Annotated in this window: 9 protein-coding genes; all 9 read left to right on the plus strand. The window is 45.3% G+C overall.

Features of this window, described 5'->3' with window-relative positions:
* Positions 1 to 43 precede the first annotated feature (43 nt).
* The 9 genes from LKO26_RS04800 (at position 44) to LKO26_RS04840 (ending at position 14018) form a co-directional block, all read left to right on the plus strand.
* Positions 44 to 1498 carry a SusD/RagB family nutrient-binding outer membrane lipoprotein gene (locus tag LKO26_RS04800; RefSeq protein WP_227586712.1) on the plus strand — a complete coding sequence of 485 codons (1455 nt, stop codon included), beginning with the start codon at positions 44 to 46 and terminating at the stop codon, positions 1496 to 1498.
* A gap of 19 nt (positions 1499 to 1517) precedes the next feature.
* Positions 1518 to 2252 (plus strand): glycerophosphodiester phosphodiesterase, encoded by a 735-nt coding sequence (locus LKO26_RS04805; RefSeq protein WP_227586713.1) that lies wholly within the window; start codon positions 1518 to 1520, stop codon positions 2250 to 2252.
* Between the two features lie 3 nt (positions 2253 to 2255).
* Entirely contained in the window at positions 2256 to 3842 is a 1587-nt protein-coding gene (locus tag LKO26_RS04810; RefSeq protein ID WP_227586714.1) for a calcineurin-like phosphoesterase C-terminal domain-containing protein, read from the plus strand.
* Between the two features lie 239 nt (positions 3843 to 4081).
* A complete protein-coding gene (locus tag LKO26_RS04815; protein WP_227586715.1) occupies positions 4082 to 4429 on the plus strand; it encodes a phage holin family protein in 348 nt (115 codons plus the stop codon).
* 254 nt (positions 4430 to 4683) lie between these two features.
* The gene (gene glgB, locus LKO26_RS04820) at positions 4684 to 7098 is read left to right on the plus strand and encodes a 1,4-alpha-glucan branching protein GlgB (RefSeq protein WP_317206368.1); all 2415 of its coding nucleotides are present in this window, start codon (positions 4684 to 4686) and stop codon (positions 7096 to 7098) included.
* 37 nt (positions 7099 to 7135) lie between these two features.
* Complete coding sequence (locus LKO26_RS04825) at positions 7136 to 8545, plus strand: glycogen synthase (RefSeq protein ID WP_227586716.1); 1410 nt, start codon at positions 7136 to 7138, stop codon at positions 8543 to 8545.
* Positions 8546 to 8603: 58 nt separating this feature from the next.
* A complete protein-coding gene (locus tag LKO26_RS04830) occupies positions 8604 to 9872 on the plus strand; it encodes a glucose-1-phosphate adenylyltransferase (RefSeq protein WP_227586717.1) in 1269 nt (422 codons plus the stop codon).
* A 138-nt stretch (positions 9873 to 10010) separates the two neighbouring features.
* Positions 10011 to 11051 carry an SRPBCC family protein gene (locus tag LKO26_RS04835; protein WP_227586718.1) on the plus strand — a complete coding sequence of 347 codons (1041 nt, stop codon included), beginning with the start codon at positions 10011 to 10013 and terminating at the stop codon, positions 11049 to 11051.
* A gap of 165 nt (positions 11052 to 11216) precedes the next feature.
* The gene (locus LKO26_RS04840; protein WP_227586719.1) at positions 11217 to 14018 is read left to right on the plus strand and encodes a 2-oxoglutarate dehydrogenase E1 component; all 2802 of its coding nucleotides are present in this window, start codon (positions 11217 to 11219) and stop codon (positions 14016 to 14018) included.
* The last annotated feature ends 20 nt before the right edge of the window (positions 14019 to 14038 follow it).

The raw sequence follows: 14038 nt of genomic DNA on the forward strand, positions 1-14038 counted from the left end.
CATGATTCCCTCATGCTTTGATTTATAAAAACAACCATTAGTTATGAAAAAACTATTCATTAATTTAAGCATCATCACTTCTTCGCTGCTGGTTTTAAACTCCTGCGGAAGAACCTTCGAAGAAATAAATACCGATACCAGCAAGATTGAAAACCCTACTGCAGGAAGCTTTCTGGCACCATTACAATATGAAATGTCCAATTACGGATATAACCGCGCAGATGATTTTACCTTTCAGCTGATGCAGGTGGCGCTGCCATTTCCCAATGAAGGAAATACCCTGAGCCGCTACTACCTTACCGAGGGTACCGGAAACGGGTACTGGAACACCAGCTACAAATGGCTGAAGCAGGTGAAGGAAATGCGTGAGTTCGCCATTGCCGAAAATCAGCCGAATTATGTGGCGATTTCTATGGTCATGAATGCCTGGATCTATTCCAATCTTACCGATGCTTTTGGAGACATCCCGTTTTCTGAAGCCCTGAGACTGGAAGACGAGATTATGAAACCTAAATTTGACCGTCAGAAAGATATTTATGTACAGTTGCTGGATGATCTGAAGGCTGCCAACGCCATGTTCGATACCACCAAACAACTTTCTGACCTGGATTTATTCTATCACGGAGAATCTTCTGCTGCCAATATTCTGAAATGGAAAAAGTTTGCCAATTCCCTTTCGCTTAGACTTTTAACCAGAATTCAGAGCAGAAATGGTGAAGTAAACGTGCATGCCCGCATCCAGGAAATTGTGAATAACCCGGCGGTTTACCCAATCTTCCAGAATGTGGAAGATGGTGTCACGCTGAATATTTCCGGGGTTGCACCCTACATGCCACCTATTGCACGTCCTCAGGATTTCACCTCTTACCGGGCAGCAGGAGAGTTCTTTGTGGATGCTTTAAAAGCGAATAATGACCCCAGAATGAGCAAGTTTTTCTCTCAGGCAAAAGCGCTGGCTGCACCCAGTCCCAATATCGGTTACTTTGGAGCGCCTTCCGGGTATGCTTTGGGAACGGTATTTAACTATCAGCCGTCCAATATGAACCAGAATCTGGCAAAAGCACCCCTTAAAGTCCTGGTATATCCGTATGCCGAACTTCAGTTTTCCCTGGCAGAGCTGGCACTGAAAGGCGTAATTCCAGGAAGTGCACAACTGTACTATGAAAATGGAGTAAGCGCAACACTTGAAGAGTGGGGAAATGCCGTACCGGCAGATTATTTCCAGAACCCCGTGGTGGCATACAACGGAACCATGGAGCAGATCATGTTGCAAAAGTACATCGCTTTGTTCTTTGTAGATCACCAGCAGTGGTATGAACACAGAAGAACAGGATTGCCGGTATTGCCAAACAATGGCGGACTGATGAATAATGGCCAGATGCCTCAAAGAATGATGTATCCTGCTAACCCGAAAATCATGAATACCGAGAATTATAATGCTGCAGTTTCGGCAATGGGCGGAGATGATATCAACACAAAAATGTGGTGGAACCAATAATCCGATGAAACGATTTTTTTTGATAATTTTAGGGCTTGCTTCAGTGCTTATGAATGCGCAGACTCAGATTATTGCCCACCGCGGCTACTTCCGGGCAGAAACACCCGCGCCGCAGAATTCCATAGAGGCGTTGAAAAATGCCCAGCAACTGATGGTGTACGGCTCGGAAGTGGACATCCGCCTTACGGCAGACGGGGTTCCTGTGGCGGTACATGACGAGCATCACGGCGACATGGAGGTGTCCGAAACCTCCTACGCCGGTCTTCTGAAACTGAAACTCAGTAACGGTGAAAACCTGCCCACACTGGAATCTTATGTACAGCAGGCGACACAGAATGATGCGGTAAAGCTGATTGTAGAACTGAAGCCTGCAAAATCTCCTGAACTGGAAACCATGCTGGTACAGAAGGCATCAGATATAATCCAAAAGTACAACCAGGAGCTGCACACAGAGTTTATTTCCTTCAGTCTGCACATCTGTAAAGAAATCAAAAGGCTACGCCCGGATGCGGTAGTGCTCTACCTCAATGGAGATTTGTCACCGACACAATTGAAAGCTGCAGGACTGAACGGACTGGATTATCATTATAAAATATTGACAGAAACACAACCGGACTGGATCCGCGAGGCCGGTGAACTGGGACTGATCACCAACTCATGGACGGTAAATGATCCGCAGATTTATCAACAGTTAAAAAACAAGGGAATCAACTTCGTAACAACCGATGTTCCCAATATTCTAAAAAATAAATAAGAAATGAAAACAATTTTCAGCACAGCTGCTGTACTCATTGCCGGTTTTTTCTTCTCTCAGACCACAGTCACCGGCTTTGTATATGAAGATGCCAACAGAAATTCTGTGAAAGACCGCCGGGAAAAGGGAATAGCCAATGTGGCCGTGTCTAATGGCCAGGAAGTGGTGCTTACAGATGCAAGCGGCCGCTACACCTTGCCGGCTTATGACCATCACTCCGTTTTTGTGATTAAACCTTCCGGATTTCAGACGCCGGTCGACGGGAATAATCTTCCACAGTTTTATTACCATCACAAACCCAAAGGTTCGCCTGCAGATTTTAAATACAAAGGAACTGCACCTACGGGACCGCTGCCTGCACAGGTGAATTTTCCTTTGCACAAAAACAAGGAAGAAAAAGATTTCCAGATATTGGTATTTGGCGATCCGCAACCGTACACCCTGAAGGAGATTGACTATTTTAAAAGAGGCATCATCAACGAGGTGAAGAACAATAAGAAAAATGCGGTTTTCGGCATCAGCCTCGGAGATCTGGTGGGAGATGATCTGGTGTTGCACCAGCCCTATATTGATGCGGTAAAGGAAATAGGATTGCCGTGGTACAATGTCATCGGGAATCATGATATGAATTTTGATGCCAAAGAAGATGCCCTTTCAGATGAAACCTTCGAAGAAAATTTTGGCCCGGCCAATTATGCATTCAATTATGGAAATGTTCATTTCATGGTGCTGGATGATATTTTGTATCCGGATCCAAGAGATGGCAAGGGATACTGGGGCGGTTTCCGCGAAGATCAGTTGAAATTTGTGGAGAATAACCTGAAACTCGTTCCCAAAGATAAACTGGTAGTACTGGCATTTCACATCCAGATGATGCCCGAAAGAGCCGGCGATGATCACTTCCGAATGGAAGACCGCAGGCGCCTGTTCGAACTGCTGAAGCCTTTTGAAAATGTACTGATGATGTCTGCCCACACCCACAAACAGACCCAGATTTTCTACACCAAAGGCGAAGGCTGGGAAGGTGCCGAGAAACTGCATGAATACAATGTAGGAACCACTTCCGGCGACTGGTATTCCGGTACTGCAGATGCCGTAGGGGTGCCCAGATCTGTGATGCGTGACGGAACCTTCCGCGGATATTCATTTGTAGATTTTAAAGATAATAAATATAGCATTCAGTACAAGGTTGCCGGGAAACCAGATGATTTCCAGATCAGTCTCTATGTGCCAAAAGTCATTGCCAGCAGAAGAAACTCTGCCCGTATTGTAGCCAATTTCTTTATGGGAGGTAAGGATGACAAAGTGGAATACCGGGTAGATAATGGCAACTGGACCCCTATGAATTATACAGAAACCATAGATCCGGGCTTCATGAAATCTGTATTACAGTGGGATGATGTTCCACAATTACCGCAGGGCAGAAGACCGTCTAATCCGGAGATTTCAAAACATATATGGCAGGCTCCATTCCCGGGTAAACTTGCTGTAGGACAGCATAAACTGGAGGTACGCGCTACAGACCGCTATGGCAAAGTGCATACTGCCGAACAAAACTTTGAGGTTCAGGACCTGAATCCAGTTCCCTGACTTCAAGATTTCTTTCTATTTCTTTCAAAGGCCGGCTGATTTGCTTTCAGTCGGTTTCTTTTGTGACGAAAAAGTACCGTCTGCAAAATCCCTGTCAGGGTTAGATGAATTGTAGCAGGATTTTTGATGAGGTTTGTTTCCGGATTATTGCTTAATTTTATCAGAAATACCGCACACCGCAGGTTTTCACTGGTCACCCCGGGATGACCACACATTTTAAATTCTAAAATAATACAGATATGGGTATGATTATCAGACTTTTGGTTACCGCAGCAGTAGCGCTGCTATTGTCCAGAATCCTCAGCGGGGTTACTTTTGATTCCTTTGGTACGGCGTTAATTTTTGCAGTGGTTCTCGGGATTCTCAATCTTTTTGTGAAGCCGGTGCTGCATTTGTTCGGGCTTCCTTTTACCATCATCACCCTGGGTTTGTTTGCGCTGGTGATCAATGCTGCAGTGATTCTGATTGCCGATTATTTCATTGATGGTATGCAGATAGACGGCTTCTGGTGGGCATTTATATTCAGTATAGCCTTGTCATTAATTACCTCTCTGCTCAATGGAATTTTCTCTTCCGGAGATGACTGATCGGCAGATTTAAGAAGATTTTTTTCGGCTGATGTCATAGTGCAGCGTGAGCACGCGGATGTTCCATATAGACAGTACCTGTTCAGCAATGAGGGAGTGGCCGTCATATCTCATATTCAGTCGGTTCAGTTAATGCTGCACCCGATGCTTCCCTGATGCCTCCGGACATGATATTTCCGTTAATTCTTAGGCCAATTTTTCAGAGAACAAGGATTAATTTGTATATTTCACCTGCCAAATCATAAACCTTAGCCATGTTTACCACTCAACCTTTTTCGCTGTTTACCGAACATGATATTTACCTCTTCCGGGAAGGAAAACACTACCGTCTGTACGAAAAATTCGGCTCACATTCTGCGGAACTGAACGGCCGAAAAGGTGTGTATTTTGCGGTGTGGGCACCGCATGCCACAGAGGTTTCAGTCATCGGAAATTTTAACAGGTGGCGAGCCGGCAGTCAGCAACTTTTCCCCCGTTGGGATGGCTCAGGTATCTGGGAAGGGTTTATAGAAGGTCTGGATTGGGGTACGATTTACAAATATGCCTTACGCACTTATCAGAATACCTGGCTGGAAAAAAGCGATCCGTATGCTGTAAGCTGGGAACAAAATGTGCAGGCTGCATCTCAGGTTTCGACTACCTGGTTCGAGTGGGATGATGCAGAATGGATGGACACCAGAAAAACCCGCAATTCCCTGCAGGCTCCGGTAGCAGTATACGAAATGCATCTGGGATCCTGGATGCGCGGAACCGATGATCCACGGCGCTTTTTCAATTACCGCGAAATTGCAGAAAGACTGATTCCTTATCTGAAAGATATGCAGTTTACCCATGTGGAATTTATGCCGGTGATGGAACATCCCTACGAACCGAGTTGGGGCTATCAGATTACCGGTTTTTTTGCGGCCAATTCCCGCTTTGGGTCACCTCAGGATCTGATGATTATGATCAATGAACTGCATAAAAATAATATCGGGGTCATTCTGGATTGGGTGCCTTCGCATTTCCCGGGAGATGCAAACGGACTTCATTTTTTTGATGGAACTTATCTCTATGAACATGAGGATCCGCGGCAGGGTTACCATCCGCAGTGGAACTCCCATATTTTTAATTATGGCCGTCCGGAAGTGAAGTCTTTTTTAATTTCCAATGCACTATTCTGGCTGGACCGCTACCATGCAGACGGTTTAAGGGTAGATGCTGTGACTTCTATGCTGTATCTGGACTACGCCCGGGAAGAGGGACAGTGGATTCCCAATATGTTTGGCGGAAATGTAAATCTGGAAGCCAAACAGTTCTTGCAGGATTTCAACACTGCAGTTTATCGGGAATACTCTGATGTGATCACCATTGCCGAAGAAAGTTCAGATTTTCCGATGCTTACGAAACCGGTGCACGATGGTGGCATCGGATTCGGTATGAAATGGATGATGGGTTGGATGCATGATACCCTGAAATATTTTGCAGAAGATCCCATTAACAGAAAATACCATCACAGTAAAATTACCTTCGCCTCCATGTATATGTATAATGAAAATTATATGATGCCGCTTTCTCATGATGAAGTGGTGCACGGTAAGGCGAGTATGATTTATAAAATGCCGGGAGACGAATGGCAGAAATTTGCCAATCTTCGGGCACTTTATGCCTATATGTACACTCATCCGGGTGCCAAATTGCTGTTTATGGGCAATGAATTTGCCCAGACCCATGAATGGCGGTTCTCAGAATCGCTGGACTGGCATTTGCTGGAGCATCATGTACACCGTGGTATGCAGCGGTATGTACGAGATTTGAACCATCTATACCGTACAGAAAAATCCATGTACGAAAATCAGTTCAGTCCGGAAAGTTTCGAATGGGTGGAAGCCAATGACGGTCAAAATTCAATATTCGTATATCTGCGCAAGGGCGAGTCTGAAGATGAAGTCACCATGACCATATTGAACCTGACTCCCCGCGTATTTGAATATAAAATAGGGGTGAACGAAGGCACAAAATGGAAAGTAATCCTGAATTCTGATGATGAAAATTATGGCGGTAGTGGTGTAGAAGCGGTGATTACCGATGAAGAGGATGATGAATGGATGATGCGGCCTAATGCGATAGTTCTGCAGCTTCCCCCACTGGCAGCTGTAGTGCTGAAGCAGGTTAAAGTGCCAGCCATACCCGTACCGAAAAAACAGGCCATCCAAACAAAACCTGCTCCGGAAGGTGAAAGCAAAGCCCGGAAAACTACACGCAAATCTGCGGCAACGGCACCATCCGCCGGAATCAAAACAAAGAAAACCCCGGCAAAGAAAACCGGTGGAAAGATTGAAAGTAAGACGCAGCTTTCGGCAGGTACCGTGACTTCCCCCGAGATGGAATCGCCCATGACTGCCCGCTCTGTGGTGACCAAACGTAAGGCTGCGACACCTCCGAAGAAAACAGCAGCGCCCGTCAGAAAGTCCGGAACATCAAAGGACACCCCGAAACAAAGTATCGTTTCAGCTGAAGTGGTTTCGGGTACAGCCGGTGAGGCCAGAATTTCCTCTGCTAAAGTGGAGGCAGACAAAGTGGAAGCCGGTAAGAAAAAACCATTGAAACAGATCATCAGCGAAAAGCAGGCAGCGAAAACCACGCCTGCAAGCAGAAAAGAAGATAATCCAGGAAAAAATACGGAATGATTTTCGTCTGATGCTGATTTAAAAACACAGTTAGAATATGAATATTTTTCATTTAAGCATGGAGTGTTTTCCGGTTGCCAAAGTGGGCGGACTGGCTGATGTGGTGGGCGCTTTGCCAAAATACCAGAACAAATTTGAAGGCATCCGCGCCAGTGTGGTCATGCCCTGGTATAACAAACCCTTTGTGCACAATCACGATTTCGAACCTGTATTTAACGGATTCATACATCAGGGGCCCAATATGCTCAGCGTGCATGTGATGAAAGAAAGAAGCAGTGTGCTGGGATTTGATCTGTATCTTGTGCACATTCCCGGACTTCTGGACCGGGATAATCCGTATGGTTACCGGGATGAAAGCTACCAGTTTCTCGCATTTCAGCATGCGGTATTGCACTGGCTTACGGCCATGAAAATCCGGCCGGATGTGCTGCATTGTCACGACTATCATACCGGGCTGGTACCTTTCATGCTGCAGCATTGTCCGGAATTCAGCCCGCTGCAGGGTGTAAAGACCATCGGGACCATTCATAACGGGGAATATCAAGGGCAAATGCGCTGGGAGATGCTGGATTTTTTTCCCTGGATAGACGGCACGGCAGATCTCCGCATTCTGGACTGGGACGGCTGGATTAATCCGCTGGCCACCATGATTAAATGCTGCCATGCGTTCAATGCGGTTTCCGGCGGATATCTGGAAGAACTTTTCCAGAGTTTCAAAGGTCTGGAAAGCCTCGTACGGCAGGAGCATGCCAAAGCCTATGGCATCATAAACGGAATTGATACGGAGGTTTGGGATCCGGCCACAGATGATTATCTGGATGTAAATTACAGCACAGAGAATGCACGGGAGGGCAAATGGATGAACAAAGTGGAAATCTGCCGGGAGTACGGACTCAACCCGGAGTTGCCGCTAGTAGGTTTTATCGGCCGATTTGCCGGTGAGAAAGGAGCAGATCTGCTGCCCGATATTATCTGGCAAAGCATTCAGCAAACCTATGGGGCGCTGAATATCATTGTCCTGGGCTCCGGTGAGAAACATACCGAACACCGTTTGGCAGAACTGGCAGCCCATTATTCCAATTTCGCACTGGATTTAGGGTATAAAGAATATTTATCTCATCAGATTTATGCTTCTGCAGATTTTCTGCTGATGCCCTCACGGGTAGAGCCTTGCGGACTGAACCAGATGTATGCCATGAGATACGGCACCATACCGGTGGTAAGGTACACGGGTGGTTTGCGCGATACGGTGCAGGATATTTCCAGTGGCGGCGCCGGGCTGAATTTTGGCCAGGCCTCTGCAGAAGATGCTGTACATGCGTTAAAAAGAGCGGCTCATATCTATCATGATCAGGAATTGATGAACCATTTGATTCAGGTGAATATGAATTTTAATTTTTCCTGGCATCAGTCTGCAGAAAATTACCTAAATTTATACAGAAATTAGCGTCTGGCTGCTTTATCACAGGCCGGATGAATATTTTAGAATACCATTATATTATATTATGAAAAGAAACGTAATTTCCATTGTTCTGGGCGGTGGACGTGGTACAAGATTGGCTCCCCTTACAGACAGCCGCTCCAAGCCTGCGGTGCCCATTGCTGGTAAATACAGATTGGTGGATATCCCCATTTCCAATTGTCTGAATTCAGGTTTTAACAAAATCCTGGTGCTGACTCAGTTCAACTCGGCATCGCTGAACTCTCACATCAAAAACTCCTATCACTTTGATATTTTCAGCAAAGGTTTTGTAGACATTCTGGCGGCAGAGCAAAATGTGGGAAATGACAGCTGGTACCAGGGAACTGCAGATGCGGTGCGTCAGTCTATGAAGCATATGGAGAAATATGATTATGATTATATCCTCATTCTCTCCGGGGATCAGCTCTACCAGATGGATTTCCGCAAAATGATTGATTTTCATGTGGCAAACAATGCGGATATTACCATTGCCACCATACCGGTGAACGCCAAAGATGCCACAGGCTTCGGAATTCTGAAATCTGACCCGGACGGAAATATCAATGCATTTGTGGAAAAACCTGCCAGCGAAGAACTTCCGGAATGGAAATCTGAAGTTTCAGAAAGCAGTAAAGCACAGGGCAAGGAGTACCTTGCATCTATGGGAATCTACGTATTTACCAAAAATGTAATCCGCAGGCTTTTTGAAGAAAATGGTGGCGATGATTTTGGTAAAGATATCATCCCTGCATCCATAGGGCGTCTGAAAACACTGAGTTATCAGTATGAAGGTTACTGGACCGATATCGGAACCATAGACAGTTTTTACGAAGCGAATATAGATTTGTGCCAGGATTTCCCGAAATTCAATCTTTTCAGTTCTTCCCCTATATTTACCAGAGCCCGCATGTTGCCGCCGTCCAAAATATTGGGCTCGTACGTGAGCAAGGCCATTTTTGGCGACGGATGTATTGTGATGGCAGATAAAATAGAAAATTCGATTGTAGGAAACAGAACCCGCATAGACCGGGGCAGCACGGTGGTGAATTCGTATGTCATGGGTTCAGATTATTACCAGCCTACTGCAAGCATTGTAGAAAATGACCATGTAGGAAAACCCAATCTGGGCATCGGCAAATATTGTTATATAGACCATGCCATTATAGATAAAAACTGCGCCATAGGAGACAATGTCCGCATCATCGGTGGTAAACATGTTCCGGACGGGGACTTTGCCACCCATTCCATAAAGGACGGCATCATTGTCCTGAAAAAAGGAGCGGTGATTTCTCCCGGAACCCATATTCCCTGACCGGACTGCTTTCAGCGTATAAAACTTCTTCCCTGTGAAGGAGTTTTTTTGTGTATGGGTGTTTTCATCATTTTTTGAAACTGTATTTTACGGGTCTGAATTTCATCCTTTATTGAAGATAAATTTCTATTTTTGCGCATGCGTTTTTTTAAAATCGGATTGTTCATCATTGCTTTAATTCTGGGTGCTTATGCAGCATCCATGTATTATCTGGTTGATGAAAGCAATACTTTTAAGGTAGAAAAGGAGATCAACTATCCGGTAGAGAAAGTTTTTCCGCAGTTCAACCGGCTTCAGAATTTTACCAGGTGGAATGCTTTTTTTTCATCATCCAAAACCATGCGCATTGACTATTATTCCCCTTACCAGGGCAAGGATGCCGCACTGAGCTACCATGATCCGGAGACCCGCAGCTCCGGTGAAATGTACATCCGTTACCACAATGAGAACCGTACCCTGCGCATGCAGCACTTTGAAGGAAAAGAGGATTATCCTACATTGATTGATATTAAATTTGAACCGGTGGGAGCAGAACGAACCAGAATTTCTTGGACGTTTCATACACCGAAACAGCGCCTGATGAGCCGGATTTCCAATTTGTGGACGGAGGATGATTTTGTGGATAATCTGGACAAAAGCATGGCTGGTCTCACGGCTATACTGAGTAACCAGGTAGAAAAAGAGTATATGCTCAGTGACATCAAATATGACAGTCTGATGGTGCAGCAGGAAGAAGGTCAGCTTATTCTGGGGATGAACGTTACCACATCCAACAAGAAGGATGCCCTCTATAAAAACGTGCTCAAAAACTACAATACGGTTTATAATTTTGTCACCAGTGACCTGGGAAAACGCCATGATGAATTTGGCTATACCGTAATCCTGACCGATGCAGATAATTTTAAGGACAATGAGGTTTCTTATTTCATAGGAGTGCCACTTTCCAAAAGATCCGGCCTGTCCGATAATAGTTTTAACTTCCGAACCGTAAACGAAGCGCAGACCTATACCATATACTATTCCGGATCCTATTCCGCACGCATTCCGGCCATACAGAAATTGCTGGCCAGAGCAAAAAAAGACAGCATGAGACACGGTGAACTGATGCAGGTATTTTTGGAGAATCCACAGGAAGGCAGCGATGTGTTAATGAAACTTTCACTGCCGGTATATCGTTAGAATACCATGAATTTAAGGAAAACGCAGTGTAAATAATCTCCGATTGGAGGAAGTGGAAAAGAATGATAGATAAATTTGATACATCTCATCTTTTAAGTCGCTTTTTTTTTATAAATTTGACGTTCATATTTTAGCACGAAAACTAACACAGAATTTACTGTAATAATGGATAAATTTTCATTTCTTAACGCTGCTCATTCGCAGCTAATAGAAGATCTATATCAACAATACTTAAAATATCCTGATTCCCTAGAGCCTTCCTGGAAAGCCTTTTTCCAGGGATTTGATTTTGCTATGGAAGGCTACGGAGAAGATTTGGTACAGCAGAACACTGCATCTTCATCCGTGGTTCAGCAGGCAGCACAGGCAGTAGCTACCGGTAACATTCCGGAGGATATCCAGAAAGAATTTAAAGTTCTGAACCTCATTGAAGGGTACAGACACAGAGGCCACCTCTTCACCAACACCAATCCGGTGCGGGAGCGGAGACATCATGAGCCCACGCTGGATATTGAGAATTTCGGACTCAGCCGCGCAGATTTATCACAGAAATTTAATTCTGCTACCGAAATCGGCATGCCGGCCGCCGCTACACTGCAGGAAATCGTGGATCGCCTGGAGCGCATTTACTGTGAATCCATTGGGGTAGAGTATATGCACATTAACAATGTAGAAGAAAGAACGTTCATCCGCGAGTGGCTGCAGGTAAACGGAAATCAGCCGGAACTTAATGCCGCCGAGAAAACAGAAATTCTGGGAAAACTGAATCAGGCCGTAGCGTTTGAAAATTATCTGCATACCAAATTTGTAGGTCAGAAAAGATTTTCGCTGGAAGGGGGAGAATCCCTTATTCCTGCTTTGGATCAACTGATTACCCGCTCTTCTCAGCTGGGGGTAGATGAGGTTGTTCTGGGTATGGCACACCGTGGCCGGCTGAATGTGCTGACCAATATTTTCGGGAAATCATACAAACAGATTTTCTCTGAGTTTGAAGGGAAAGAATTTGAAGAAGATGTTTTTTCAGGCGATGTGAAATATCACCTGGGATCATCCAAAAAAATAAAAGCCGCATCCGGCGAAGAGGTCATCATCAACCTCACGCCCAATCCGTCTCACCTGGAGACTGTGGCAGCACTGGTAGAAGGAATCTGCCGTGCAAAAGTAGATGATAAATATAAGGATTTCAGTAAAATTCTTCCCATCGTCATCCACGGAGACGGTGCCATAGCCGGCCAGGGTATTGTGTACGAAATTGCACAGATGATGACGCTGGAAGGTTACAGAACCGGCGGAACCGTACATGTTGTGGTTAATAATCAGGTATCTTTTACCACCAACTATCAGGATGCACGTTCGTCTACCTACTGTACAGATATTGCCAAAGTAACCGAATCACCGGTCATGCATGTGAATGCAGACGATGTGGAATCTGTGGTGCATGCCATCCGCTTTGCGGCAGATTTCCGTGCAAAATTTGGTAAAGATGTGTACATAGACCTGCTGGGATACAGAAAATACGGCCATAATGAGGGCGATGAGCCCAGATTTACACAGCCGAATCTGTACAAAGTCATTTCCAAACATCCCAATCCGCGGGAGATCTACAAGCAACAACTCATCAAAGAAGGAATTCTTTCAGATGAGGTGCTGAAGAAAATGGAAACAGAATTCAAGGCAATGCTGGATAAGGATTTTGATGCCTCCAAGGAAATTGAAAGAAATACCATGGACATCTTCATGGCAGATGACTGGAAGGATTATCCCATGTGTGCCAAAGGGGCCATGCTCCAACCGGTAAATACCGGATTTGACCTGAAAAAACTGAAGGAATTAGCCGTGAGAATGACGACACTTCCTGCAGATAAAAAGTTCATCAATAAAATCACCCGACTGTTTGATAACAGACTGAAAATGATTGATGCCAATTCTCTAGACTGGGCGTTGGGCGAATGGCTGGCTTATGCCACGTTGCTGTCTGAAGGAAACAATATCCGTATTTCCGGTGAAGATGTAGAAAGGGGAACCTTCTCTCACCGTCATGCCATTGTGAAAACCGAAGATACAGAAGAAGAATACATCCCGCTCAGACATATTTCTGAGAGCAGATTTGATATTTATAACTCTCACCTGTCAGAATATGGGGTGCTGGGCTTTGATTATGGTTATGCCATGGCATCCCCGCATACCCTCACGATTTGGGAAGCACAGTTTGGCGATTTTGTAAACGGAGCGCAGATCATCATCGACCAGTATCTGGCCGCTGCCGAGGAGAAATGGAAGATTCAGAACGGACTGGTGATGCTGTTGCCTCATGGTTTTGAAGGCCAGGGTGCCGAACACTCATCTGCCCGTCTGGAAAGATTCCTGGGGCTTGCTGCCAATGAAAACATGACCGTGGCCAATGTCACTACGCCTGCTAATTATTTCCACCTGCTCAGAAGACAACTGAAATGGAATTTCAGAAAGCCTCTGATTGTAATGACTCCGAAATCCCTGCTTCGTCACCCGAAAGTGGTCTCTCCGCTGGAAGATTTCGCCGAAGGTGCGTTCCAGCCGGTGATAGATGATACAGCAGCGGTGGCAGACCGCATAGAAAAAGTGGTATTGTGTACCGGTAAGATTTACTACGAACTTCTGGCCAAAAAAGAAGAACTGAATTGTGATACCATTGCCCTGGTGCGTCTGGAGCAGATTTATCCGCTGCACCAAGATCAGATGGAAGAAATTTTTGCCAGATATTCGCACAAAAAACAATTGCTTTGGGTTCAGGAAGAGCCAGAGAATATGGGATCCTGGAGTTATATTCTGAGAAACTTCCGTGAGACCGGCATTCAGGTCATTGCACCGGTACCCAGCGGATCTCCTGCACCGGGAAGTCATAAGATGTTTGAAAGAAATCAGAATGATGTCATCAACCGTGTTTTTGACCGGAATGATGCACCGGCAACCAGACCTGTAACGGCATAATTATTTTGCCAGAAACCGAT

This window comes from Chryseobacterium sp. MFBS3-17, assembly GCF_020687745.1.
Taxonomy (GTDB): domain Bacteria; phylum Bacteroidota; class Bacteroidia; order Flavobacteriales; family Weeksellaceae; genus Marnyiella.

Coding starts and splice junctions, on each gene's coding strand:
- LKO26_RS04835 (WP_227586718.1), top strand. CDS start 10,011: ATGCGTTTTTTTAAAATCGGATTGTTCATCATTGCTTTAATTCTGGGT.
- LKO26_RS04815 (WP_227586715.1), top strand. CDS start 4,082: ATGGGTATGATTATCAGACTTTTGGTTACCGCAGCAGTAGCGCTGCTA.
- LKO26_RS04830 (WP_227586717.1), top strand. CDS start 8,604: ATGAAAAGAAACGTAATTTCCATTGTTCTGGGCGGTGGACGTGGTACA.
- LKO26_RS04840 (WP_227586719.1), top strand. CDS start 11,217: ATGGATAAATTTTCATTTCTTAACGCTGCTCATTCGCAGCTAATAGAA.
- glgB (WP_317206368.1), top strand. CDS start 4,684: ATGTTTACCACTCAACCTTTTTCGCTGTTTACCGAACATGATATTTAC.
- LKO26_RS04800 (WP_227586712.1), top strand. CDS start 44: ATGAAAAAACTATTCATTAATTTAAGCATCATCACTTCTTCGCTGCTG.
- LKO26_RS04825 (WP_227586716.1), top strand. CDS start 7,136: ATGAATATTTTTCATTTAAGCATGGAGTGTTTTCCGGTTGCCAAAGTG.
- LKO26_RS04810 (WP_227586714.1), top strand. CDS start 2,256: ATGAAAACAATTTTCAGCACAGCTGCTGTACTCATTGCCGGTTTTTTC.